Origin of the sequence: Microbacterium profundi (assembly GCF_000763375.1) — a bacterium.
Lineage (GTDB): Bacteria > Actinomycetota > Actinomycetes > Actinomycetales > Microbacteriaceae > Microbacterium > Microbacterium profundi.
Genome location: NZ_JPSY01000001.1, coordinates 1,500,902 through 1,525,521, shown reverse-complemented (window position 1 = coordinate 1,525,521; position 24,620 = coordinate 1,500,902). Strand labels below are relative to the sequence as shown.

Annotated in this window: 25 protein-coding genes and 2 tRNA genes; 17 read left to right on the top strand and 10 right to left on the bottom strand. The window is 64.0% G+C overall.

Annotation, left to right across the window (positions count from 1 at the left end; all coding sequences use genetic code 11):
- Positions 1–46 precede the first annotated feature (46 nt).
- From JF52_RS0107215 to JF52_RS0107205, 3 genes are all read right to left on the bottom strand, one after another.
- The gene (locus JF52_RS0107215; RefSeq protein WP_033105600.1) at positions 47–1,024 is read right to left on the bottom strand and encodes a ParB/RepB/Spo0J family partition protein; all 978 of its coding nucleotides are present in this window, start codon (positions 1,022–1,024) and stop codon (positions 47–49) included.
- On the bottom strand, positions 1,024–1,947 hold the full coding sequence (locus JF52_RS0107210) for a ParA family protein (RefSeq protein ID WP_033105599.1): 924 nt from the start codon (positions 1,945–1,947) through the stop codon (positions 1,024–1,026). Before JF52_RS0107210 ends, JF52_RS0107215 begins: the two co-directional genes overlap by 1 nt.
- Positions 1,948–2,048: 101 nt before the next feature.
- Complete coding sequence (locus JF52_RS0107205; RefSeq protein ID WP_033104887.1) at positions 2,049–3,317, bottom strand: IS110 family RNA-guided transposase; 1,269 nt, start codon at positions 3,315–3,317, stop codon at positions 2,049–2,051.
- Positions 3,318–3,812: 495 nt separating this feature from the next.
- On the opposite strand from JF52_RS0107205, the gene JF52_RS0107200 reads away from it, so the two are divergent.
- On the top strand, positions 3,813–4,346 hold the full coding sequence (locus JF52_RS0107200) for a hypothetical protein (protein WP_033105598.1): 534 nt from the start codon (positions 3,813–3,815) through the stop codon (positions 4,344–4,346).
- A gap of 574 nt (positions 4,347–4,920) precedes the next feature.
- On the opposite strand, the gene rsmG is transcribed toward JF52_RS0107200, so the two are convergent.
- Genes rsmG through rpmH form a run of 6 tightly spaced genes read right to left on the bottom strand, consistent with a single transcriptional unit; the run spans position 4,921 to position 7,996 of the window.
- On the bottom strand, positions 4,921–5,547 hold the full coding sequence (gene rsmG, locus JF52_RS0107195; RefSeq protein WP_033105597.1) for a 16S rRNA (guanine(527)-N(7))-methyltransferase RsmG: 627 nt from the start codon (positions 5,545–5,547) through the stop codon (positions 4,921–4,923).
- A gap of 31 nt (positions 5,548–5,578) precedes the next feature.
- On the bottom strand, positions 5,579–6,085 hold the full coding sequence (locus tag JF52_RS0107190; RefSeq protein ID WP_033105596.1) for a Jag family protein: 507 nt from the start codon (positions 6,083–6,085) through the stop codon (positions 5,579–5,581).
- Positions 6,082–7,152: a membrane protein insertase YidC gene (yidC, locus tag JF52_RS0107185; RefSeq protein WP_033105595.1), complete on the bottom strand. Its 1,071-nt coding sequence runs from the start codon at positions 7,150–7,152 to the stop codon at positions 6,082–6,084. The genes JF52_RS0107190 and yidC overlap by 4 nt, the downstream gene beginning before the upstream one ends.
- Before the next feature lie 3 nt (positions 7,153–7,155).
- Positions 7,156–7,506 (bottom strand): membrane protein insertion efficiency factor YidD, encoded by a 351-nt coding sequence (gene yidD / locus JF52_RS0107180; protein WP_033105594.1) that lies wholly within the window; start codon positions 7,504–7,506, stop codon positions 7,156–7,158.
- Entirely contained in the window at positions 7,503–7,853 is a 351-nt protein-coding gene (rnpA, locus tag JF52_RS0107175) for a ribonuclease P protein component (RefSeq protein ID WP_084595662.1), read from the bottom strand. Before rnpA ends, yidD begins: the two co-directional genes overlap by 4 nt.
- A 5-nt stretch (positions 7,854–7,858) precedes the next feature.
- Entirely contained in the window at positions 7,859–7,996 is a 138-nt protein-coding gene (gene rpmH / locus JF52_RS0107170; RefSeq protein WP_033105593.1) for a 50S ribosomal protein L34, read from the bottom strand.
- Here rpmH and dnaA point away from each other — a divergent pair.
- From dnaA to JF52_RS0107135, 7 genes are all read left to right on the top strand, one after another.
- Positions 7,995–9,710 (top strand): chromosomal replication initiator protein DnaA, encoded by a 1,716-nt coding sequence (gene dnaA, locus JF52_RS0107165; protein ID WP_372460273.1) that lies wholly within the window; start codon positions 7,995–7,997, stop codon positions 9,708–9,710. The genes rpmH and dnaA overlap by 2 nt on opposite strands.
- 422 nt (positions 9,711–10,132) lie before the next feature.
- Positions 10,133–11,275, top strand: a complete 1,143-nt coding sequence (gene dnaN, locus JF52_RS0107160) for a DNA polymerase III subunit beta (RefSeq protein ID WP_033105591.1) — start codon at positions 10,133–10,135, stop codon at positions 11,273–11,275.
- 51 nt (positions 11,276–11,326) lie between these two features.
- Positions 11,327–12,571 (top strand): DNA replication/repair protein RecF, encoded by a 1,245-nt coding sequence (gene recF / locus JF52_RS0107155; protein WP_084595660.1) that lies wholly within the window; start codon positions 11,327–11,329, stop codon positions 12,569–12,571.
- The gene (locus tag JF52_RS0107150) at positions 12,564–13,055 is read left to right on the top strand and encodes a DUF721 domain-containing protein (protein ID WP_033105590.1); all 492 of its coding nucleotides are present in this window, start codon (positions 12,564–12,566) and stop codon (positions 13,053–13,055) included. The genes recF and JF52_RS0107150 overlap by 8 nt, the downstream gene beginning before the upstream one ends.
- A 119-nt stretch (positions 13,056–13,174) precedes the next feature.
- Positions 13,175–15,247: a DNA topoisomerase (ATP-hydrolyzing) subunit B gene (gene gyrB / locus JF52_RS0107145; protein ID WP_033105589.1), complete on the top strand. Its 2,073-nt coding sequence runs from the start codon at positions 13,175–13,177 to the stop codon at positions 15,245–15,247.
- Positions 15,248–15,308: 61 nt separating this feature from the next.
- Positions 15,309–17,849: a DNA gyrase subunit A gene (gene gyrA, locus JF52_RS0107140; RefSeq protein WP_033105588.1), complete on the top strand. Its 2,541-nt coding sequence runs from the start codon at positions 15,309–15,311 to the stop codon at positions 17,847–17,849.
- Entirely contained in the window at positions 17,846–18,250 is a 405-nt protein-coding gene (locus JF52_RS0107135; protein WP_033105587.1) for a DUF3566 domain-containing protein, read from the top strand. Before gyrA ends, JF52_RS0107135 begins: the two co-directional genes overlap by 4 nt.
- 62 nt (positions 18,251–18,312) lie before the next feature.
- Here JF52_RS0107135 and JF52_RS0107130 read toward each other — a convergent pair whose 3' ends face one another.
- On the bottom strand, positions 18,313–19,023 hold the full coding sequence (locus JF52_RS0107130; protein WP_033105586.1) for a VIT1/CCC1 transporter family protein: 711 nt from the start codon (positions 19,021–19,023) through the stop codon (positions 18,313–18,315).
- A gap of 104 nt (positions 19,024–19,127) precedes the next feature.
- Here JF52_RS0107130 and JF52_RS0107125 point away from each other — a divergent pair, with 104 nt between their 5' ends.
- From JF52_RS0107125 to JF52_RS0107085, 9 genes are all read left to right on the top strand, one after another.
- On the top strand, positions 19,128–20,432 hold the full coding sequence (locus tag JF52_RS0107125; protein WP_084595658.1) for a sensor histidine kinase: 1,305 nt from the start codon (positions 19,128–19,130) through the stop codon (positions 20,430–20,432).
- Positions 20,433–20,484: 52 nt separating this feature from the next.
- Complete coding sequence (locus JF52_RS0107120; protein WP_033105585.1) at positions 20,485–21,180, top strand: response regulator transcription factor; 696 nt, start codon at positions 20,485–20,487, stop codon at positions 21,178–21,180.
- Entirely contained in the window at positions 21,177–22,175 is a 999-nt protein-coding gene (locus tag JF52_RS0107115) for a DUF4097 family beta strand repeat-containing protein (RefSeq protein ID WP_200880966.1), read from the top strand. The genes JF52_RS0107120 and JF52_RS0107115 overlap by 4 nt, the downstream gene beginning before the upstream one ends.
- Before the next feature lie 53 nt (positions 22,176–22,228).
- Positions 22,229–22,302, top strand: a tRNA-Ile gene (locus JF52_RS0107110).
- Between the two features lie 27 nt (positions 22,303–22,329).
- Positions 22,330–22,402 (top strand) — tRNA-Ala (locus tag JF52_RS0107105).
- A 52-nt stretch (positions 22,403–22,454) separates the two neighbouring features.
- Complete coding sequence (locus JF52_RS16885) at positions 22,455–22,844, top strand: helix-turn-helix domain-containing protein (protein WP_152594835.1); 390 nt, start codon at positions 22,455–22,457, stop codon at positions 22,842–22,844.
- A gap of 90 nt (positions 22,845–22,934) precedes the next feature.
- On the top strand, positions 22,935–23,321 hold the full coding sequence (locus JF52_RS0107095) for a hypothetical protein (protein ID WP_033105583.1): 387 nt from the start codon (positions 22,935–22,937) through the stop codon (positions 23,319–23,321).
- Complete coding sequence (locus JF52_RS0107090) at positions 23,321–24,034, top strand: RES domain-containing protein (RefSeq protein WP_052166824.1); 714 nt, start codon at positions 23,321–23,323, stop codon at positions 24,032–24,034. The genes JF52_RS0107095 and JF52_RS0107090 overlap by 1 nt, the downstream gene beginning before the upstream one ends.
- Positions 24,035–24,279: 245 nt before the next feature.
- Complete coding sequence (locus tag JF52_RS0107085) at positions 24,280–24,555, top strand: hypothetical protein (protein ID WP_033105582.1); 276 nt, start codon at positions 24,280–24,282, stop codon at positions 24,553–24,555.
- Positions 24,556–24,620: the final 65 nt, after the last annotated feature.

Below are 24,620 nucleotides of genomic sequence, written 5' to 3'. Positions count from 1 at the left end.
ACTCTAGGAGGTCATGCAGTCTCACCGCGATGACACGGTCAGATATTCAGGATCCGTAGCCTTCTTCGCCGAGTTCGGAAAGGATGCGGTTGAGATCCTGAATTGATGCGAATTCAATCGCCACCTGGCCTTTTCTTGCCCCAAGACTGATCTTAACCCGGGTGTTGAGCCGGTCGCCGAGCTTTCCCGAGACCTCGTCGAGGTAGGCCCGGCGTGCGCCAGGCTGCGGCTTGGGACTCTTCGTCCCAGCGGAGGGCGAAGATTTGGCCGCTTCCTCAGTCGCGCGGACGGAGAGATCTTCGTTGATCACCTTGTCTGCGAGCTTCTGCATCGCCTCGGGACTGTCGAGCGAGAGCAGGGCCCGCGCATGACCGGCCGAGAGAACGCCGGCGGCGACACGCTGCTGCACGGGAACAGGCAGCTTGAGAAGCCGGATCGTGTTGCTGATCTGCGGACGCGAACGGCCGATGCGCGTCGCGAGTTCTTCCTGAGTGATGCCGAAGTCCTCGAGCAGCTGCTGGTAAGCCGAAGCCTCTTCCAACGGGTTGAGCTCCGAGCGGTGCAGGTTCTCGAGCAGCGCGTCGCGCAGAAGGTTCTCGTCGGCGGTCTCTCTCACGATCGCCGGGATCGCATCGAGGCCGGCGTCGCGGGCAGCGCGCGTGCGGCGCTCCCCCATGATCAGTTCGTACTCGCCGTCGGTGTTCTTGCGCACGATCACCGGCTGCAGCACGCCGAACTCACGCACGCTGTGCACGAGCTCGGCGAGGTCGTCCTCGTCGAAGTGCGTGCGCGGCTGCCGCGGGTTCGGCACGATCAGCTTCGGGTCGATCTGAATCAAGTGGATGCCGGGCACCGCAGCAAGATCGGGGGCGTCTGCGGGCAGCTCGTCGGTCATTGTGATCGTCATGTCTGCGGCTGGTCGCAGAGATGCGCCGGGGAAGAACACGTCGACCGGACGCTCCGACTGATCCGCCGTGGGGATGAGTGCGCCGATTCCTCGGCCCAATCCGGTGCGCTTGGCCATCAGTTCTCCTTGCTCTGCGTCTTTTGCGACGCGATCTCTACAGCGGCCTCGCGATATGCGATCGCTCCGGCGGATGTTCCGTCGTACGCGATCACCGTCTGGCCGAAACTCGGCGCCTCCGACACTCGCACCGAACGCGGGATGACCGTGTGCAGTACCTGATCGGGGAAGTGCGTGCGCACCTCATCCGCCACCTGCTGCGCCAGTCGCGTGCGCCCGTCGTACATGGTGAGCAGGATCGTGGAGAGGTGCAGGTCCGGATTGAGGTGCTTCTGGATCATCTGGATGCTGCCGAGCAGCTGACTCAGACCCTCGAGTGCGTAGTACTCGCACTGGATCGGGATGAAGACCTCGGATGCCGCGGTGAATGCGTTGATCGTCAGTAGCCCCAGTGATGGAGGGCAGTCGATGATGACGAAGTCGACGGCGTTCTCGTCCAGGTATGCATTGAGGGCGTTGCGCAGTCTGTGCTCGCGGGCGACCTGGGAGACGAGCTCGATCTCTGCTCCTGCGAGATGGATCGTGCTGGGCGCGCAGAGGAGGTTCGGTGACTCCGGACTCTGCTGAACGATTTCTGCCAGAGGAACGTCATCGATCAGGACGTCGTAGACGCTCGGCGTCTCCGCGTTGTGCGGTACGCCGAGGGCTGTCGATGCGTTCCCCTGCGGATCGAGATCGATGACCAGAACCCTGGCGCCGAAGCTTGCCAGAGCGGATGCGATGTTGACCGCGGTCGTCGTCTTACCGACCCCGCCCTTCTGGTTCGAGACCGTGAGAACACGCGTGTTCCCGTCGAACTGGACTGATGTCGCCTCCAGCGCACGTCGGCGCGCGCTCAGATCAGCGATTTCGCGTGCCAGTGGAGTGTCTACCCCGAAAGTACTGTTCGGTGCTGCCTTTTCAGACTGTTTCACGTGAAACATCCACTCCTTTCGGGACCGTGTTCCACTCTAATCCGAAAATGGATGGTGACTGGGCAGGCCGAAGGCTCCCGGCGGAGCCGGGATTGCATGTGACGTGGGGTTCAGGCGGCGGGTTGTAGGGTGACGTGGTAGCCGAGAGCTTCGAGCTGGCGGACGTGGACGCGTTTGACTGTCTCGGTGTTCACGTGCCGGTCGTGGTGGTCCGGCCCCAGGTCGATGTAGCGGGCGTCGGTGTCGTTCAGAAGATGCCAGATGATGACGAGGATGGATCTCCCGACGGCGACGAGAGCCTTCTTCCTCCCGCGGCGTCGGGCCAGGCGTCGGTAGCGAGCGCCGAGGAACGTGTTCGTCTTGCTGGCGCTTATCGCTGCTTCGCCGAGGGCTCGTGCGAGGTAGCGGTTGCCGTGCCCGGTGGCGCCGTTGCCCATGGTCTTCCCCGCTGAACTCTTCACTCCGGGGGCGAACTTCGCCCAGGACGTCAAATGTCCGGGGGTGGGGAACCGGGTCATATCGACCCCGATCTCGGCGATGATGATCGCGGCCGCTGTTGCCCCGACGCCGGGGATCTCATCGAGCCGGGCGGCCGCGTCACCGAAAGGGACCAGGTGCTCGCCGATCTGCTCATCGACGGCGGCGATATCGGCGTTGATCTGATCGATGCGGCTCAGCATCCGCGCGAGCAGGAACCGGTGATGCTCGTCGAAGTGGCCGGTGAACGCGTCCTCCAGCGCGGGGATCTTCCTGCGCATGCTGGACCGGGCCATCTGGGCGAGGACTCTCGGGTCTTGCTCCCCGGCGATCAGAGCCGCCATCATCTCCCGCCCGGAAACCCCGAAGATGTCGGACGCGACGACGGAGAGTTTGATGCAGGCGTCTTCGAGGAGCTTCTCGACCCGGTTCTTCTCCGCGCCCCGTGAGCCGACCAGATCGATCCGGTACCGGGTCAGATCCCGCAGCCGACGGATCGGACGCGGGGGCACGAAACTTGGCCGCAGCATCTGCCGTTCCGCGACTCTGCAGAGCCAGACCGCATCCAGCACGTCGGTCTTCGGGCGGCCAGGCAGGTGCTTGACGTCTTTCGCGTTGACCAGCCACGGCTCCAGGCCGTGTGCTTCCAGCAGGTAAAACGGTGGCCGCCAGTAGTCGCTGGTCGCTTCCATCACCACCCGCTCGATGCCTAATTCCACCAGCCGGTTTGCCAGCTCGGTCAACGACCGGGTCATCGTCGAATGCGTCGTGACTTCCTGCACCCGCCGCTTGCCGCCGGCGGGTGAGGGTAATCGGACGCAGCAGACCACTTCGGCCTTGCCGATATCCAACGCCGCGACCCGCTGGATGATCTGCTCGTCATCTTCAGACTGCGCAAACACTGTTCTCACTTCCCATCGATCGGTGCTTCCATGAAGCGACCGCCCGAGGGAACCACGGGGAGGAACAGCGAATCTAATCCTCGTGCTCGACCGCTTTACAGCGGCTGGCGACAGTGAAAGTGCCCATCACGTGGTGCCCACCGTCCGGCTAATCGACGGCCTCAAGGGACCATAGAGACAACGACGTCAACCGGGCGGCCGCACCCCATTTTCAGCCCCGAACAGGCGCCCCGACAAGGGGCACCCAGGCTAATCGCTGGGACGGACGTTGCGAACCGACGTGCACCTGTGGAGGCGAAACTGCCGGGGTGCGGGATGCCGACTCTCTCGCAAAGCGGGTACCCTCCCGCAAGCTGGGACCCCTCCCGATGCTCGTTCGCTCGGCATCTCGCACCCCTCACCCATACTTGAGTCAGGGTGCTCCCGCCCTGCGATGTTTCACATGACATCTGCGAATCAGAACGTGCACGAGACGGGCGGAAGTACAGTGAGGACATGAGTGAGCAGGGGCGGGCTTCATCGCGTATCGACGCGGCTATCGTCTGGACAAGCGTGGGAGTCATCACCTCGTTCGCGACATTGGCACTCATGCTCGGCGTTGCCATGGTCAGCTTGGGGGCATCCGATCCCGACCCCACCGAGGGCGTATACGGCTACGGGTTGGGCGCGATAGGGCTGGGCGTCTGGGTCGGGCTCGTCATCGCCTCCGGCCGCATGCTCCGCAAGTCGACCTCAAGAGGTCTACACGCGATCCTCCCCACTCTGGTTAGTGCTGTGTGGTGCGGGTTTGCAGTCGCGGCGCTCAGTACCGCGTTGGATATCACGAACACACTCTTCTCTCTGGTGTCGTCATGGGTCGCGCCGATGTGGATGCTGTTGGTGATCTCGGTCACCACAGCCGGAACCATCCCCATCGCCTTCGCGCTCCTCATCACCAACGTGGTTCTGCGCGTGGTTCGTGCTCGCCGCACCGCAGCGCCGCGACTGACGCTCCATGTGGGGCAGCCCGATGTTTCACGTGAAACATAGCGTCCATTCCCCGAGCACTGACCTGAACTCCCCTGGTTACGATGGCGGCGGACGCGAAGCCGACGGAACGAGCATCGAGTCGACTGCGAAGCAGAGACGCTCCGGATTCTGTCAAGAGTCGCATCCAGAACACGACTGCACATCGGCACATCCCTGATGAATCCAGACGACCGAGTGTTTCACGTGAAACATCACTGGTCGCAGCTTCTGATCGCGTGGTTGAGCTCGCTCACTAGCGCCGGCGGGGTGTTCATGGATGCCGAAGGAGCAAGCAGCAATAGGCCGCGACACCGGCGTGGCTCCTCCTCTGTCGAGACAGCTCACGTCCAGTCCCGTCACCAGGTTGCAAAATCAGCTCGTTTTGGCCGTGATGTTTCACGTGAAACATGCGCACCCGAGTGAGTGGCAGAACTCGCTCCCGCTCCGTGCAGGACAGGGCGCAGGGATGCCGGATGAACGAGCATCGGGAGGGGCCGCCGCTTGCGGGGAGAGTACCCGTTCTGCGAGAGAGTCGGGCATCCCTGCGCCCGAAAGTACGGACATCCCCGAACCGGTCAGAACCAGTCAGAACCAGTCAGCCCCGAACTGCCGCCCGAACCACCCGCGTCGTCTCATCAAGCACGCCTTCACCCAGAACTTCGACGCGCACGTCACTGAGCCGGTACTTCTTAATCTGCTTGGCAGCGGCGTCGATCTCAGCCGGCGCGTTCACGCCCTTGAGCAGCGCGAGTTCTCCCCCGTCGCGCAGTAACGGCGCCGTGAGGGGGATCAGTGTGCGCAGCGCACTGACGGCGCGTGCCGTGACGAAGTCGAATGTTCCAATCGCGCGTACTTCTTCAGCGCGTGCCCGCAGCACTTCCACGTTGTCCAGACCGAGCTCTTCAACTTGCTCGTTGAGCCAGGTGACACGCCGCTCCATCGGCTCCACCAGCGTCCACCTCACGTCCGGCTGCGCGATCGCGAGGACAATGCCCGGAAGGCCAGCACCGGAACCGATGTCTACAGCCATCCCGTGGAAGATCGGCGCAGCGATAGCGCTGTTGAGAACGTGGCGGGTCCACAGACGAGGAAGCTCAAGAGGTCCGATCAGACCACGTTCTTCGCCCTGCGCTGAGAGAGCGCTCGTGAATCGACGAGCGAGCTCGATCCGTTCGCCGAACAGTGTCGCGGCAGCATCCGGCTCCGCCTCGAGCGAAGTCATCCCGCTCCCCCACGATGTTTCACGTGAAACATCAGCGACGACGGATCACCGTGTGGCGATCCGCGCCGTCGCCGTATGACTCCGAAACCAACTCGCGGTCAGCGACGATGTCATGCACCAGCTTGCGCTCGTAGCTGGACATCGAAGGAAGCGACGCCTGCGATGCACCCTCGTCGAGCTTCACGACCGCAGCATCCACCAGCTTCTCGAGCTGCCGGCGACGTGCATCACGCGATCCACCGACATCGAGGATCAGGCGCGAGAAGGAACCAGTCTTGCTCTGCACCGCGAGGCGGGTGATCTCCTGCAGAGCCTGCACAGTGTCAGGGTCTGCGAGCACGGAGATCTCCTCTCCCTCAGCGTCGACCGAGACATAGGCCCGTCCCTGACGAACGTCGAGGTTCAGATCTCCATCGATGTCTGCGATGTCGAGAAGCTCCTCAAGGAAGTCCGCAGCCACATCGCCCTCATGCTCGAGCTGCTCGACAGTCGGCTCAGAACGATCAACGGCTCGCTCGACGACGTTCTCACCGGTCATGCGTTGGGGCCCTTCTTCTTGGCTCGCTTCTTACCCACGGGCTGCTGGCGCTTCGGAGTGTTCTGCTTCGCCTTCTCGGCCTCATCCAGCATCCGCTTCTGCTCCGCCTCGTAGACCGACATGGGCACGACCTTGCCAGAGGAATCGATCGCCTTGCCTTTGCGAGCGAGACGCTCTTCGCGGGCCTTGGCTGCTTCGGAGCCAGGAGTCGGCATCTCGCGGATGACGAGGAACTGCTGCGCCATGGTCCACAGGTTCGAGATGAACCAGTACACGACCACACCGAGCGGGAAGAAGACACCGGAGAAGATGAAGCCCAGCGGCAGCACATAGAGCATGATCTTCTGCATCTGGTACGCCTGGCCGGTCTTGGCCTCAGGCGAAAGGTTCTTCGAGATGATCTGCAGCTGGGTGAAGAACTGCGATCCGATCATCAGTACGACGAGGATGACCAGCAGCACGATGGCGATCGTGTTCTGGGTCTCCACCGCCTGGCCGAGTGTCCCGTGCAGCGATACCGACCCGAAGATCGTGGCGTCATAGAACTGCTTCGTCAACTCGGGGCTGAGCAGCCCGACACCGCCGAGGTTGTTCTGTGCGTGCTTGGTGACGTCGTTGAGCACGCTGAACAGCGCGAAGAAGATCGGCATCTGGACGATCAACGGAAGGCAGCTCGACATCGGTGATGTGCCATGCCTCTTGTACAGAGCCATCGTCTCGCGGCTCATCGCCTCACGCGAGAGCTGATCCTTCTTGCCCTTGTACTTCTCCTGGACCTTCTTCATCTCAGGAGCGATTTCCATCATCTTGCGCTGGCTCTTGATTTGCCGCACGAACAGGGGAAATACTGCGCCACGAACAACAATGACCAGGCCGACGATAGAGAGGATCCACGTGATACCGGATGCCTCCGGAAGTCCCATGGTGGTGAACAGCCAGTGCCAGGCGACCAGGATGAGCTCAACAGCCCACTTCAACGGCCAGAGGATGGTTCCGAGCAGGTCGAAGCCACCCCCGCCGGAATCGGGAGCAGGTGTCGCAGAGGCGAGCAGAAGGTCAAGACCCACTGATCAGTCCTTTCGGGAAGGTACGACGAAACCTCGAGCGGTCAAGTCGTATCGGAAATGGTCGTGAGGACGAACGTCGTCGACGCCGCCTTTGGTCCAGGGGTTGCAGCGCAGGATCCGCCATGCCGAGAGCACCGCTCCCTTCACCGCACCGTGCTGCTGCACCGCACCTACAGCGTAAGCCGAGCAGGACGGGTAGTACGCGCAGACGTCTCCGTAGAGAGGCGAGATCACGGCGCGGTAGCCGGCCAGAAACCCGAGGACGAGATTCCGCGGCACGAGCGGGATGCTTCGCAAGACGTCGTCGCCATGCAGATGCGCCGAGCCGATGGCGTAGGAGGGAAGTGCACTCATACCGACGCTCGTTCGCGACTCAGACGCGCCAGGCACCGGGTCACATCGGCATCGAGCTCAGCGAAACTGGCGGTCGCGGATGCAGGAAGGGCACGGATGACGACATCCGTGCCCTCGGGAACGTCTGCGATCACCCGTGCGCACACGGCTTTGAGCCGTCGACGCACGGTGTTGCGGATCACAGCGGTGCCCACCTGCTTGCTGATGATGAACCCGAACCTGGGTTCACGTGCCTCACCGGTCACCAGCATGGAGGTGACGACACGGGCGCCCCCGCACCGAACACCGCGACGGACGACCGATCTGTAGTCGGTGCCTCGCGTCAGTCGGAACGGACGGGCGAGCACGAGGCTTACGCCGAGAGCTCGGTGCGGCCCTTCGCGCGGCGAGCAGAGAGGATGCCACGGCCGGCGCGCGTGCGCATACGGGCGCGGAAACCGTGCTTCTTGGCGCGGCGGCGGTTGTTGGGCTGGAACGTACGCTTGGTCATGGGATCACTCCGGGAACGCTGTCACCGGATGTGTACGACCGGAGACATAGGGAACTGCCCGATTTCGGACATAAGTCAACCGATTAAGGGTACTTCTTACCGGCGCAGAGGGCAAATCTCCACGCCACGACCGGTTCGAGCATCAAGACTCCGCACGGCAATTATCCACAACCTCGACACTCGCGGGCTCCGCAACACACCCGAAGTTTTCCACAGGCAGGTTGCCGTTCACAGCGCGGATGACTACCGTGGCATCCGAAGTTATCCACAGGGGGGAACAGCCGATCAGGCCTACCCTCCGCGAGCCCTTGCCCGGAGCAACATGTCCTCTCCTGCCCAGCCCGACGTTCCGATCTGGGCGCAGGTGGCGGATCTCCTCGACCACGACGACCGCGTCACACCCCAATTGCAGGGGTTCCTCAGTCTCGTGGTTCCAGCCGGGGTCATGGGTGCGACCCTCTACCTCGACGTGCCGAACGACCTCACTGCGGCGCAGATCAACAAGCGCCTTCGCATGCCGATCATGGAGGCACTGACTCACCTGGGTGACGAGGTCACCGCATTCCGCGTGGTCGTGAACCATGAGCTCGCCGAGCAGCCCACTGCGCCGATCGTCGTCGCAGACTTCAGTCGGTCCGACATGCCACGCAGCGAATCGCCCATGGAACAGCCAACGCCGATGCGCCATGAATCCAGGCTGAACCCGAAGTACACGTTCGACAATTTCGTGATCGGACAGTCCAACCGTTTCTCGCACGCGGCCGCGGTCGCCGTCGCCGAGGCGCCGGCGAAGGCGTACAACCCACTGTTCATATACGGCGACTCCGGCCTCGGCAAGACTCACCTACTCCACGCGATCGGCGACTACGCGCAGTCCCTCTACACGGGGGTCAAGGTCCGATACGTCTCCAGCGAGGAATTCACGAACGACTTCATCAACTCGATCGCCAACAACCGCGGCTCCGCATTCCAGGCCCGGTACCGTGACGTCGACATCCTCCTCATCGACGACATCCAGTTCCTTCAGGGTCGCGCCGAGACGCAGGAGGCCTTCTTCCACACCTTCAACACGCTGCACGACCACAACAAGCAGGTCGTGATCACCAGTGATGTCGCACCGAAGCACCTCACCGGTTTCGAAGATCGGATGCGCAGCCGCTTCGAGTGGGGCCTGATCACGGATGTCCAGGCGCCCGACCTCGAGACGCGCATCGCGATCCTCCGCAAGAAGGCGCAGAGCGAGGCCCTGCACATCCCCGATGAGGTGCTCGAGTACATCGCGACCGTGGTGTCGTCGAACATCCGCGAACTGGAAGGCGCGCTCATCCGCGTCTCTGCCTTCGCGAGCCTGAATCGGTCGTCGCTCGACATCTCCCTCGCCCAGACCGTGCTCCGCGACATCGTCGACACGGCGGAGGACAACATCATCTCGCCGACCGACATCATCACGGCGACCGCGCAGTACTTCAAGCTCACGGTCGACGACCTGTACGGATCGAGTCGTTCGCAGCAGATCGCGACCTCTCGCCAGATCGCGATGTATCTCTGCCGCGAGCGTACGAACCTGTCGTTGCCGAAGATCGGGCAGCTGTTCGGCAATCGCGACCACACGACCGTGATGTACGCATACAAGAAGATCAGCGAGCTGATGAAGGAACGTCGCTCGATCTACAACCAGGTCACCGAGATCACCACGCAGCTCGGCCGACGCTGACAAACATCCTGTCGGAGAGTTGACAGGGCCGCGACGCATCAGATAAATGCCGGTTTACACATGTGGATAACTTGTGGATGAATACGTGTCGAGTTCGGGACGAATGTGTGTCGATCGCGACATCCTGTGGATAACTCCGAATCACATCGATGTCACCCACACCCTGTTTTAGTGCGGATTCCTCACTGATTCCACATCTCACACGCATGTAGTTCCTTACTCGCGATTGATATCCACCGAGTTATCCACAGTTTCCACAGCGGTTAACACCATTAAGGAGTTAACCCTCTGAGAGCCGGATCCGATCACCTCAAGAACGGGAGAAGTCGTCGTATGGCGCATCGCTGCTGTGGGGATACGATGGGAACCCCTGACGGGGGTCCACCCGTCTCAGTTCTTGTGATTACGACGAGGGAGCGCCCGTGAGGTTCCAGGTCAACCGCGATGTCTTCAGCGAAGCTGTCTCATTCGTCGTCAAACTGCTGCCCCAACGCAACCCGCAGCCGATCCTCGCCGGTGTCCTGATCGAAGCAGGCGAGCAGGGGCTCACACTCTCGGCATTCGACTACGAGGCATCCGCCCGCACGACGATCGAGGCGACGGTAGACACACCTGGCACGATTCTCGTTCACGGCCGACTGCTCTCCGACATCGCCAGCCGACTGCCGAACGCACCGATCGAGATCGCCGTCGAGGAGGACGGCGGCATCACGGTCACCTGCGGATCGGCACGGTTCACCCTGGCTGCCATGCCGGTTGAGGAATATCCCTCGATTCCCGAGGTCTCCGGATCTTCCGGCGTGGTCCCTGCAGACGACTTCGGCACCGCGATCGCCCAGGTGGGCTTCGCAGCGTCGCGCGATGACGTGACTCCCGTGCTCACCGGTGTGCAGCTCGAAGTGTCGGGTCACAATCTCATCCTCGTGGCCACCGACCGCTACCGGGTCTCCCTTCGTGATGTGCCCTGGGACGGCGACGCTCCCGAGCAGACTGCGCTGGTCCCCGCCCGCACGCTGACCGAGGTCGGCAAGACATTCGGGCACGCCGGCACGATCCAGGTCTCGTTCTCGGGGGAGGGCGATCGTGAGATCATCGCGTTCACCGCGGGCAACAAGACCGTCACCTCCCTCCTGATCAAGGGCAATTTCCCGCCGGTTCGTCGGCTGTTCCCCGAGCAGACCGAGCACTACGCGGTCGTCAACACCGTCGACCTGATCGAGGCAGTCCGACGCGTCGCGCTGGTGCTCGATCGCGCTGCTCCGCTGCGTTTCACCTTCACATCCGACAGCGTGACGATGGATGCTTCGGGCAGTGAGCAGGCGCGCGCATCCGAGTCGGTGGATGCCCATCTCTCCGGCGGCGACGACGTGATTCTCGGATTGAACCCGCAGTACCTGACCGAAGCGCTCAGTGCGGTCAAGAGCGAGTTCGTACGCGTGACGTTCACCTCGAGTGACAACGCGAACAAACTCAGCCCGGTGCTGATCACCAGCCAGACCTCGGTCGACCAGGTGGGCAGCGACTCGTTCAAGTACCTTCTCCAGCCCAACCTTCTCCTCCGCTGACCTCTGTCGCCGGCCCGGCGTCTTGTCCGTGGCAAAAGGTAGGGTGAACCCGTGATTGTGGAGCATCTGAGCCTGGTGGATTTCCGCAATTATGCGACCGCTGAACTCGCCTTGCTCCCTGGGCCCAACGTTCTGGTCGGCCGAAACGGTCAGGGCAAGACGAATCTCGCGGAAGCCGTGGTCTTCCTCGCGACGCTGGGTTCGCATCGGGTATCGTCGGATGCGCCGATGGTCAGAGACGGTCAGGAATATGCCGTGATCCGTGCGCGTCTCTCGGTCGGCGAGCGAAAAGTGCTCGCCGAGGTGCAGATCAACAGGCAGGGTTCGAACAAGGCGCGCATCAACGGTTCGCCCTCGAAGACACATGAGCTTCCGCGCTACGCGCACGTCGTGCTGTTCGCCCCGGAAGATCTGCAGATCGTGCGCGGTGATCCGTCGTCCCGACGACGTTTCGCCGATCAGCTGCTCATTCAGCGCACTCCGCGGATGGCCGGCGTCCTCGGAGACTACGACCGTGTGCTCAAGCAGCGCACCGCGCTGCTGAAGTCGGCCCGTGCCCGCGGCATCCGCGGCGAAGCCCTCGCGACTCTCGACGTCTGGAACGACAAGCTCGTCGCGCTCGGATCCGAGATCATCGATCAGCGGCTGCGCCTCGCGACCGATCTGCAACAGCCGCTGGCCGACGCATACACGGCGATCGCCGGTGCGGATCACTCCCCGCAGATCGAGTGGGCGCTGTCGGTGCGAGGCGGTGACCCGGAAGAGGGCGAGGTGGGCTCGTCGGATTCACGCGGCGAGATCGCCGAGATGTTCCGTGCGGCCCTGGAGGCGAAACGCACGCAGGAACTCGACCGCGGACTGACTCTCGTCGGTCCGCATCGCGACGATCTGCTGCTGAGGGTGCGCTCGCTCCCGGTCAAGGGGTATGCCTCGCACGGAGAATCCTGGTCGGTCGCACTCGCGCTGCGCCTGGCATCCGCCGAGCTGCTGCGCGCGGAATCGCCCGCCGGCGACCCGGTGCTGATCCTCGACGACGTGTTCGCCGAGCTCGACGCGGATCGGCGACAGCGGCTCGCCGGTCTCACGGTCGGCTACGAGCAGGTGGTGGTGACCGCCGCGGTCGAGGAGGATATTCCAGAGGCGCTGCATCGTCATGTCGTTCGCATCGACGCCGGAACGATCACAGACGACCGCGCCGGTTCTGACGAAACCACTCCCGAGAGCACTCCCGAGAGCAATAACGAGAGCAGCACAGACAACGGCCCAGACAACGGCGAGGAGGACGACGGTGAGTGACGCGGCATCCGACGTCCCCGAGACGGTCGCGACCTACCTGCGCCTGCGCGGCCTGAAGCCGAGCTCGAAATCCTGGAAGCGCAAGCGTCGCATCCGTGACGACGATGACAACGCCCCGTTCACACCTGGGCGCGACCCCGGTGTCCTCGGCGCCGTGCTCGACAAACTCAGCCGGGAGTCCGGCTGGGAGATCACGCTGGCTCGCGAAGACCTGGTCAGGCAGTGGGCGGATCTCGCCGGTTCGGACACCGCGAAGCATTCCGAACCGGTGTCGTTGGAGAACGGGATGCTGACGGTCAAATGCGACTCGACGGCCTGGGCGAAGAACCTCCAGTTCATGCGGGCGACCATCCTCACCGAGATCGGCAGACGCTACCCGCAGGCGGGTGTGAACAACCTTCGATTTATCGGGCCCGACGTCCCCTCTTGGAAATGGGGCCCGAGAGCCGTCCCAGGGCGTGGTCCACGCGATACCTACGGGTAGGGCACCAAGCGAGGCATCCCGATCGATTTCAGGGCCACACACGGCCGTATAGCCACATCATCTCCTCCCGAACAGGCTAGACTGGGGATTCGAGATATCGATGTGGAGAATCACCTCTGATGACGCCTGAAACCCCTGCTGACGAGCCTGAATCGACAACCGGGGGCACCCCCGAAACTGAGCGAACCATCAGCCCGAAGCAGAAGCAGCAGGGTGAGTACGGCGCAAACGAGATTCAGGTCCTCGAAGGTCTCGAGGCCGTTCGCAAACGCCCCGGTATGTACATCGGCTCCACCGGGCCCCGAGGACTTCACCACCTGGTTCAGGAGATCGTCGACAACTCGGTCGATGAGGCGATGGCCGGACATGCCGACACGATCCTCGTCACGCTCCTGGCCGACGGCGGAGTCCGGGTCGTCGACAACGGCCGAGGCATCCCCGTCGACCCGCACTCCTCAGACCCGAGCAAGTCGAGTGTCGAGGTCGTGCTGACGATCCTGCACGCCGGTGGCAAGTTCGGCGGTGGCGGGTATGCGGTCTCGGGCGGTCTGCACGGTGTCGGCTCGTCGGTCGTGAATGCGCTCTCCACGCGTTTCGACATCACGATCAAGCGTCAGGGCCACATCTGGAACCACAGTTTCAGTCACGGCGGTGTTCCGCAGGAGCAGGGACTCATCCAGGGCGCTCAGACCGAAGAGACCGGTACGGACATCACGTTCTGGCCGGACCCCGAGATCTTCACCGAAGGCGTCGAGTTCGATTACGAAACTCTGCGCACGCGGTTCCAGCAGATGGCCTTCCTGAACAAGGGCCTGAGCATCGAACTGCGCGACGAACGCGAGGGCGCGACCTACGAGGTGGAAGAAGAGGGCACCACTGTCACCAAGCAGCGGGCCGACCTCTTCCTCTATGAGCGGGGCCTTGTCGACTACGTCGAATACCTGAACAAGGTGCGTCACGCCGAGGTCGTCAACGACGAGATCATCGACTTCGAGTCGGAAGACCTCGAGCGCAAGATCTCGCTCGAGGTCGCGATGCAGTGGACGACGGGCTACAGCGAGAACGTCTTCACCTACGCGAACACCATCAACACGCATGAGGGCGGTACGCACGAAGAGGGCTTCCGTGCGGCACTGACGACACTCGTCAACAAGTACGCCCGCGCGAACAACCTACTCAAGGAGAAGGACGACAACCTCTCCGGTGACGACGTGCGCGAGGGCCTGACAGCCGTCATCTCGATCAAGCTCGGCGAGCCGCAGTTCGAGGGACAGACCAAGACAAAGCTCGGCAACACCGAGGCGAAGGCGTTCGTGCAGAAGGTCGTCGGCGATCAGCTCGGTGACTGGTTCGACCGCAACCCCGCGCAGGCGAAGAACGTCATCCGCAAGGCGATCGATGCCGCCACCGCTCGCATGGCCGCCCGCAAGGCGCGCGAGACCGCGCGCCGCAAGAGCGTCTTCGAGTCGGCGGCGATGCCGGACAAGCTGAAGGACTGCACCAGCAAGGATCCGTCGATCAGTGAGATCTTCCTCGTCGAAGGTGACTCCGCAGGCGGATCGGCCGTGCAGGGGCGCGACCCGCACACGCAGGCGATCCTCGCTCTTCGCGGCAAGATCCTCAACGTCGAGCGTGCGCGCCTCGACAAGGCGCTGGGAAACCGCGAGGTCCAGGCGATGATCCAGGCCTTCGGCACCGGCATCGGCGAGGACTTCGACATCGAAAAGGCGCGCTATCACAAGATCGTGCTGATGGCGGATGCCGACGTCGACGGCCAGCACATCACCACGCTGCTGCTGACGCTGCTGTTCCGCTACATGCGCGGACTCATCGAGGCCGGATTCGTCTACCTCGCGATGCCGCCGCTGTACCGCCTCAAATGGTCGAACCAGCCGCACGAATACGTGTACTCGGATGCCGAGCGCGACGCCCTGCTCAAGCACGGGGTGGAGAACGGCAAGCGCATCCCGAAGGACAACGGCGTGCAGCGCTACAAGGGTCTCGGCGAAATGAACGCCAAGGAACTGTGGGAGACCACGATGGATCACACCACCAGGACCCTCCGCCAGGTGACCATCGAAGACGCCGCATCCGCGGATGAGATCTTCAGTGTGCTGATGGGCGAGGACGTCGAATCCCGACGCAGCTTCATCCAGCGCAATGCGAAGGATGTCCGCTTCCTGGACATCTGACCCGCAGGAACTCTGAGCGAGGACCGGATGCTTCGACAAGCTCGGCAAACGAAAGAAACACATGACTGACGAAGACCGCCCCGACGCGACACCCTTCCACGAGCACGGCAAGATCGACCAGGTCGATCTGAAGTTCGAGATGGAGCGCAGTTATCTCGACTACGCCATGGCCGTCATCGTCGGTCGTGCGCTGCCGGATGTGCGCGACGGCCTCAAGCCCGTGCACCGTCGTGTGATCTACGGCATGTACGACGGCGGTTACCGTCCTGACAAGGCGTTCTCGAAGTGCGCTCGCGTGGTCGGCGAGGTCATGGGTCAGTACCACCCGCACGGTGACACCGCGATCTACGACACCCTCGTGCGTCTCGTGCAGCCGTGGGCGCTGCGCTACCCGCTCGCTCTCGGGCAGGGGAACTTCGGTTCCCCCGGCAACATGGGGGCGGCGGCTCCTCGGTACACCGAGACGAAGATGGCGCCACTCGCGCTCGAGATGGTGCGCGACATCGAAGAGGAGACCGTCGACTTCTCCCCGAACTACGACGGTCAAACCCAGGAGCCCGACGTTCTTCCGGCCCGGTTCCCGAACCTGCTGGTCAACGGGTCGGTCGGCATCGCGGTCGGTATGGCCACCAACATCCCCCCGCACAACCTGCGTGAGGTGTCGGCCGCTGCGCTCTGGGCGCTGGACAACCCCGACCTGCCTCGTGAGGAGCTCCTCGAGGGACTCATCCAGCGCATCCCCGGTCCTGACTTCCCGACCGGCGCGCAGATCCTCGGATCCAAAGGCATCCACGAGGCGTACCGCACCGGACGCGGCTCGATCACGATGCGCGCGGTCGTCAACGTCGAGGAGATCCAGGGCCGCACATGCCTCGTGATCACCGAACTGCCGTACCAGGTGAACCCCGACAACCTCGCGGTGAAGATCGGCGACCTCGCCCGTGACGGCAAGATCACCGGCATCGCCGACATCCGCGACGAGACCAGCGACCGCACCGGTCAGCGCCTCGTCGTCGTGCTCAAGCGGGATGCCGTCGCCAAGGTCGTGCTGAACAACCTGTACAAGCACACCCAGCTGCAGGACAACTTCGGCGCGAACATGCTGGCGATCGTCGACGGCGTGCCGCGCACGCTCGCGCTCGACGGGTTCATCGCGAACTGGATCGCGCACCAGATCGACGTGATCGTGCGCCGCACCACTTTCCGCCTGCGCAAGGCGGAGGAGCGCATGCACATACTGCGCGCGTACCTCAAGGCGCTCGACGCGCTCGACGAGGTCATCGCCCTCATCCGCCGCTCCCCCACGGCCGATGACGCGCGCGAAGGGCTCAAGTCGCTTCTTGACATCGACGACGACCAGGCCGATGCCATCCTCACCATGCAGCTGCGTCGCCTCGCGGCTCTGGAGCGGCAGAAGATCCTTGATGAGGCCACCGAGCTCGAGCTCAAGATCGCGGACTTCAAGGCGATCCTCGCCGATGAGGCCCGCCAGCGCACGATCATCCGCGACGAGCTGACCGGCATCGTCGAGCGCTTCGGCGACGACCGTCGCACCCACGTGCTGCAGGGCTTCGACGGCGACGTCTCGATGGAAGACCTCATCGCCGAAGAGGAGATGGTCGTCACCGTCACGCGCGAGGGCTACATCAAGCGCACTCGCAGCGACAACTATCGCTCGCAGCACCGCGGCGGCAAGGGAGTCAAGGGCGCGCAGTTGCGGGCGGACGACATCGTCGAGCACTTCTTCGTCACGACGACGCACCATTGGCTGCTGTTCTTCACGGACAAGGGTCGTGTCTACCGCACGAAGACGTACGAGGTGCCGGAGGCCGGCCGCGATGCGAAGGGACAGCACGTCGCGAACCTCCTCGCCCTGCAGCCGGACGAGAACATCGCGCAGGTGCTCGACATCCGCGACTACGCGGTGGCCGACTACCTGGTGCTCGCGACCCGTGACGGCCTGGTGAAGAAGACGCGCCTGACCGAGTACGACACCAACCGCCAGGGCGGCGTCATCGCGATCCGTCTCCGCGAAGAGGACGAGCTGGTCAGTGCCCTGCTGGTCGACAACACCGATGACATCCTGCTCATCTCCCGTCATGGCATGTCGCTGCGCTTCAACGCCACGGATGAGGCGCTGCGCCCGATGGGACGCGCCACCGCCGGCGTGAAGGGAATGAGCTTCCGCGGCGAGGACAATCTGCTCTCGGCATCCGTCGCCGACGAGAACGCGTTCGTGTTCGTCGTGACCGATGGGGGCTACGCGAAGCGCACCGCCGTCGGCGCGTATCGCGTTCAGGGACGCGGCGGAATCGGCATCAAGGTCGCCAAACTCAACGACGATCGGGGCACTCTCGCGGGTGGTCTGATCGTGTCCGAGGACGACGAGGTCTTGGTGGTTCTGTCCAGCGGCAAGGTGGTACGCTCTGCCGTGGCCGAGGTGCCCGCCAAGGGCCGTGACACCATGGGAGTGGTGTTCGCCCGGACATCCGAGAAGGACCGGATCCTCGCCATCGCACGTAACGGGGAACGCCGCATCGTCGAAGAACTGGACGAGGCTGACCCCGACACTGAGACCCCTGAGGAAAGCAACGACGTATGAGCACAGTAGCCGACAAGCTGGCGAAGAAATCGACGCGTAAGACCGGCGGCAAGCAGGTCCGCCTGCGTTTGGTCTACGTCGATTTCTGGTCGGCTGTGAAGCTGTCGTTCCTTGCCGCCGTCGCGCTTGCGATCGTGACCATGGTCTCGTTCTTCCTGATCTTCCTCGTGCTGCAGGCGACCGGCATCATGTCGCAGACAGACGAGTTCGTCGGCAACATCACCGACGGATCGGTCTCGCTCGCCTCACTCATGGGACTGCCCCAGGTGATGGCGTTCGCCGCGGTCGTGTCGATCCTGAACCTGATCGTGGTCACCGTGCTGGGCGCCGTCGGCGCCGGCATCTACAATCTGGCGGTCAAGGTCACCGGCGGGCTGCTGGTCGGCTTCACCTCGAACTGACTTCTCGACGCGCTCGACGATCGAGCGAAGGGACGGATGCCGCGGCATCCGTCCCTTCGTCATCAGACGACGCCCGCAGTCCCGAGCAGTGTGCCGATCAACCAGGTCGCGGCCAGCGCGAGCGCTCCGCCCACCACGAGGCGGATCGACGGCCGAAGCGGCGACGATCCTCCGATTCGCGCGGCGACCGCGCCTGTCACAGCGAGGGCGATCAGAACGGCGACGAACGTGACGGGCACGCGCCACTCGTGCGGGGGGAGCAGGATGGCCAGCAGTGGCAGCAGGGCGCCGAGCGTGAACGCGATCGCAGACGACAGGGCCGCGTGCCAGGGGTTGACCAGGTCTTCCTGATCGATGCCGAGTTCGACCTCGAGGTGGGCGGCGAGTGCATCGTGCGCGGTGAGCTCTTCTGCGACCCTGAGCGCCGTCTCATCGCTCAGCCCTCGGTCACGGTAGAGGCCGGCGAGTTCGGCGAGCTCAGCATCCGGCATCGTCCGCAGCTCTTCGCGTTCCTTCGTGATGAGCGCCCTCTCGCTGTCACGCTGGCTGCTCACCGACACGTACTCGCCGAGCGCCATCGAGACCGCGCCGCCGACGAGACCGGCAAGGCCGGCGGTCAGCAGCGCCGCGTTGTCAGTGGTCGCACCGGCCACGCCGACGACGAGGGAAGCGACGGACACGATCCCGTCGTTGGCACCGAGCACCCCGGCACGCAGCCAGTTCAGCCGTTGTCCGAGTCCAGCGCCGTGCGGTTCTCCCTCATGTGCCGTCATGGCTCCAGTAAAGCAGATCAGATCGTCGCAGTAGGGGAAACCCGAACGGAGCTCTCCGGGTGACACGGTGTCGCGGCCTACGGCCCGCGGCCTACGTTTGAGGCATGACCACTCAGACTGTCCCCTCCGCGGTGTCTCCGGCTGTCCCCTCCGCGGTGTCTCCGGCGCCGGCGAAAGCGCCGCCGCTGCGGCTGTTCTTCACGATCCTGCACCTTGCAGCGCTCGGCGTGCTCGGCGGCGGCGTCATCGGAATCCTGGCCGCCACCTTCGGAACCGGCCTGGCCCTGCTCTTCGTCCTCGGAATCGGACTGCTGTTCCTGGTGGGCTTCGTCTACGCCCTGTTCGGGCTCGGCTGGTTCGAGATCGTTCGCATCAGAGGACTGTACGGCCTCGATGTCCCCGACCTGCAGCCTCGCCGCCGTCAGCGGCCGGGGTTCGGAGGGTGGCTCCGCTCGCTCGGTCGCCAGAGCATCGACGGGCGCATGTGGCGGGCGGTGGCGAGCTTCGTCATCGCGTGCATCTTTGGTGCATTCGTGCTGCGATTGTTCTGGGCCCTGATCTTCTCCGCGATCACGATCTTCGCTCCACTCGGCGCGGCGGAGACGATCTCCATCCCGCTCGCGTTCGGTGTCGGACAGATCGGCGTCGAGTGGGCCGTGCTCGTCGGCATCCTCGGTGCTCTTGCCGCGGCGGCCGGAATCATCGGCCTCGCGCTTCTGCACCGCACGATCAGCCGCGCACTCGTCGTTCCCAACCGTGAGGCCGAACTGACCGAGCAGGTGCGCACGACCAGTGCACAGCGGGAGGGCGCGGTGCGCGCAGCCGACGTCGAGCGCACCCGCATCGAGCGCGATCTGCACGACGGCGTCCAGCCCCGGCTGGTCTCGGTCGGTATGACCCTGGGTCTCGCCCAGCAGAAGATCGACGACGACCCGGCGGCGGCCAAGCAGCTGATCGGTGAGGCGCACACCTCGACGAAGGCGGCGATCACCGAGCTGCGGCAGCTCGCCCGCGGCATCCATGCGTCCGTGCTCGACGATCGCGGCCTGGATGCTGCGCTCTCGGCGCTCGCCAGCAGATCTCACATCCCCGTGCAGCTCGATGTGCGCATGGACGGACGCTGCAGCCGTGACGCCGAGGCGGCGGTGTACTTCTCGATCGCGGAATCGCTCACGAACGCCGCGAAGCATTCGCGGGCCAGTGAGTGCCGCGTGATCGTGCGACTGCGCGAAGGCGGTGTGCTGTGGGCGCGGGTCGAGGACAACGGCATGGGCGGCGCGCAGGTGCAGCCCGGCGGCGGACTCGACGGCATCTCCAACCGGGTGCTGGCGGCGGGCGGCACGTTCCGCCTCGACAGCCCCCAGGGCGGACCGACCTCGCTGGAGGTGAGTGTGCCATGCGCATCCTGATCTGTACGCATCTCGACCAGCAACGTCACTTCGCACCGAAAGGACAGATCTCATGCGCATCCTGATCTGTGAGGACTCCGTGCTGCTGCGCGAGGGCCTCGTGCGACTGCTCGAGGACTCCGGCCACGAGGTCGTCGCGGCCCTGCCGGACACCGAGGGCCTCACCGACGCGGTGCGGACGACGGACCCCGAGTTGTGCATCCTCGATGTGCGACTGCCTCCGACGTTCACCGACGAGGGCATCCGCGCGGCGCTCGGGCTGCGGAAGACGCATCCATCGCTGCCACTTCTCGTGCTCTCGCAGTACGTCGAGGAGCGCTACGCGAGTGACCTGATCGCTGCGCAGGGCGGCCCACTCGGCTATCTGCTCAAGGACCGTGTCGCGGATGTGGCCGAGTTCGTCGCCTCGGTCGAGCGGATCGCGGAAGGAGCATCCGTTCTCGATCCGGAGGTCGTCGCGCAGTTGCTCACCCGTCGCAACCGTGACGACCGGATGCTGCAACTCACCGAGCGCGAGCGCACCGTGCTCTCGCTCATCGCCGAGGGCAAGTCGAATCAGACGATCGCGGGGCTGTTGTTCCTCTCCGAGGGCAGCGTCGAGAAGTACATCACGTCCATCTTCCAGAAGCTCGGCCTCGAACCCGAAGCCGGCAACCGCCGAGTGCTCGCAGCGCTCGCCCACATCGAGAACACCGGCAGCGGCAACGGTCCGCTCGGGAACACGCCACAGACAGGAGCGGCACGATGAACGCCGAATCAGAGAACAACCAGGGCGGGCACGACGTGCCCCTCAGCCCGCCGCCGGCGGAGCAGGCGCCGTTGACGAATGCCGCGGCTCCTGGTGGGCCGGCTCCGGGTGGGGCGGCTCCGGGTGGGCCGGCTCCTGGTGGGCCGGCTCCGGGCGCTCCGGCATCGGCCAGTTCTGCACAGGGCCCGCAGACTCCGCGCGGCTCGGGGGCACGAGCGGGTGCGATCGCGATCGCCGTGTTCGGCGGCGTCGCTCTCCTCGCGACCGGAGGCACGGCGGCAGTCGCTGCCGTCAACGATGCGAGTGCCCCGGTCGATTCCCGTCAGCAGATGGATGCCTCGGGCATCACTGGTATCGATCTCGATGTCGGCGGTGCGGCGGTGCGGGTTGAGTTCGGTGATGTCGAGCAGGCACAGCTGGAGCTCTCCGGCAGTGGCGATGACCGTTGGAGTCTGTCGCGCGACGGTGACGAACTCGTCGTGAACAGCCCGGAGATGAACTTCGGGTGGTGGTTCGGCGATTGGTTCAACGACGACCAGAGTGTGGTTCTGACCCTGCCCGACGAGCTGCGCAGTGAAAGGCTCGATGCCGACGTCTCGCTCGGCGCAGGAAGTCTCGATGTACAGGGTGACTTCGGTGACATCGACGTCGAGGTGGGCGCCGGCGCACTGTTCATCACGGGATCGGCGGACACCATCGAGGCGGATCTGAGTGCGGGGCGCGCCGAGTTCGAGCTGGCTGACGTCTCCACCGCCGATTTCTCGATCTCTGCAGGACGGCTGGAGGCTGAGCTCACCGGGACAGCACCGCGTGACGTGCAGGTCGATGTGAGCGCGGGATCGCTCGAACTGACACTGCCTGATGAGGAGTACGACGTACGTCAGGATGTCAGTGCCGGATCGCTCGACAACGGGCTGCAGACGTCGTCGAATGCGCGGAATTCGATCGTGGTCAGCGTCTCTGCCGGCAGCGCGGTTCTGCGGCCGGGTGACTGACCGGCGTCGATTCGGATTTTCCGTCGATCTCCGGTAAAGTCTTGGAGGTTGACGGGGCTATAGCTCAGTTGGTTAGAGCGCTTCACTGATAATGAAGAGGTCCCAGGTTCAAATCCTGGTAGCCCCACTTTTCACCTCAACTAAACACCCTCGCGGGGCCTTAGCTCAGTTGGTAGAGCGCCTGCTTTGCAAGCAGGATGTCAGGAGTTCGAATCTCCTAGGCTCCACAGGATAGAACGCCCGGTCGTTGCTCACGCAGCTGCCGGGCGTTCTGCATTGTTGGGCAACAAAACCCGGGTCGACTTGATTTTTCTGCGTTGCGAGATGTCGTACGAGGTGTCGGAGCTACCCGATGGCATCGCTTCAAATAGTAGTTGGCTAACGTTCAACAAGATCACCGAGCACGCCCCGGGGGCGTCGGTCGCGCGGCGGCTGGACGTGTCGGACTCCAAGGTGAGCTACTGGCGCCGGGGTGAGCGACACCCCACTACTCGCGAGGCAGTGCACGTTGCCCGCGCATGCGGGCGGAACCCGCTGGAAGCCCTTCTCGTCGGCGGCCACCTCGATGCGGACGACATCGCTGGTGCTGTCATTGTCGTCCATCACACCATTGCCGATTACAGCGACGTCGAGCTGGCGCAGGAGATAGTGCGTCGCTCCAAGCCGTGAGCTCGCGGCAGTCGTGCGATGATACCTGGGGTGGGATCGTAGTTGGTATCTAGCCTGTCCTCATGACTGGGATGGTGGTATCCTAAGGTCATGATCACAGTGATCGAAGCAGCAGGGCTGAAGGCCTACAACGACTCGATCCGGCACGCCACTGCTGAGATCGTCGACGACCTACGTGTCGCCCTCGGCGCAAAGCTGGTGGCCTACATCGCGGGCGTCTCCGAGACCCGGACCGTGCGCGAGTGGGCCGAAGCTGCTCGCCGCCCGACATCCGCGACCGAAGAACGACTGCGCCTGGCGCACCGCGTTGTGACCCTCATCGGCCAGAGCGAAGGCGACGCTGTCGTTCCCACCTGGTTCCAGGGGATGAACCCCCACCTCGCCGACCGTTCGCCGGCGCGCGTGCTGCACGAGGACCCCTTCGAGGAAGCAGGGCCCCGAGTGCTCGCCGCGGCGCTTGCTTTCGTCGGCGCCTGATGCCGGCTGCTCAGATCGCAGTCGTCGACGCCGGAGGTGTTGCAGTCTGGCGCATCGGCCGAGCTCCTGACCCCTGGGCGTGGGTTGACCACCAGTACTCCGGTCGTAACCGCTGGGACGATGCAGACGGCGTGTTCAGGACGGTCTACGCGGGCGACAGGCTCTACGGCTGCTTCGTCGAGGTGCTCGCATACGCCCGTCCTGACCTCGGCGCTGACGACACTGACCTTCTGTCCGGCATCACCGAGGATCCCGAGGACGCCGCCGAGTTCCCGGTGCCCACTCCCGGATCGATTCCCCGGGAGTGGATCGGCGGGCGCCTGGTGGGCGCTGCCCGACTGACAGGTCCGTTCGCTGACGTACGCGTGTCCGAAACGGTCTCCGCACTGCGTCCGACGTTCCTTCAGTTGGCACTCGACCTCGGCTATCCGGACTTCGACGCTGCCGCCCTCAAGAGCGCGCAGCCGCGTGATCTCACGCAGCAGGTCGCCGATCGTCTCTATGCGCTCACCACGAACGAGGGCGCACCAGTCGTCGACGGTGTGCGCTTCGCGTCACGTCACGGTGATGAGCTGACGATGTGGGCGATCTTCGAACGTCCTGGAGACGATCCGTCGAGCGCGCACCTGCACGGCACCTACGCGCGAGTGGTCGACATCGATGATCCAGACCTGACGCGCGCCATGGAACTGCACAATCTGGTGTGGCGTTGAGTTACCGCCCCTGCCCGAACATCTCTGAGCTCACACACGTTATCCGGCTCTGTGGAAGTAGGGCGAAGGCAAGCAGCCGTCAACTCACCAGGATAACTCGTCAGGACGGGTGACGTTGGGTGTGCGTGCTGTTCTCGCGATGCGGGTCGCGCGGGCTCAGCCGCAACTGACTATTGAGTACTGCCCCGTCGAGGTGTTGGTCTTGCGCAGTTCGCCGTTCCCTGCAATCGACGTAGGATCGAAGTGTGCTGATCGGTCTGATGCGTCCTGTGGAAACCCACTCCGCCGACGTCGAGGCCGCAGATCTCGCCGGCGTCCAGACACAGCTGGCCACGCACCGGCCGGAGGGGTTCGACCTCATCTCAGCTCCTGTCGTGATGATCAAGGGCGCCGCGATCCTCAAGGCGAAGGGCACATTCCAGAGCCGCGACCGCATCGAGCAGATCGAGGCCGACGATATGGACGCGTTGCTCGCCAAGGTCCCTGAAGGATGGCAACTCCTGAACGTTCGCGCCGCCTGAAGCCCCGGCATCCAACAGTTCAATGCCGGTGGGAGCTTTTCGCATGCTCCTAGCGTTCGTGACGT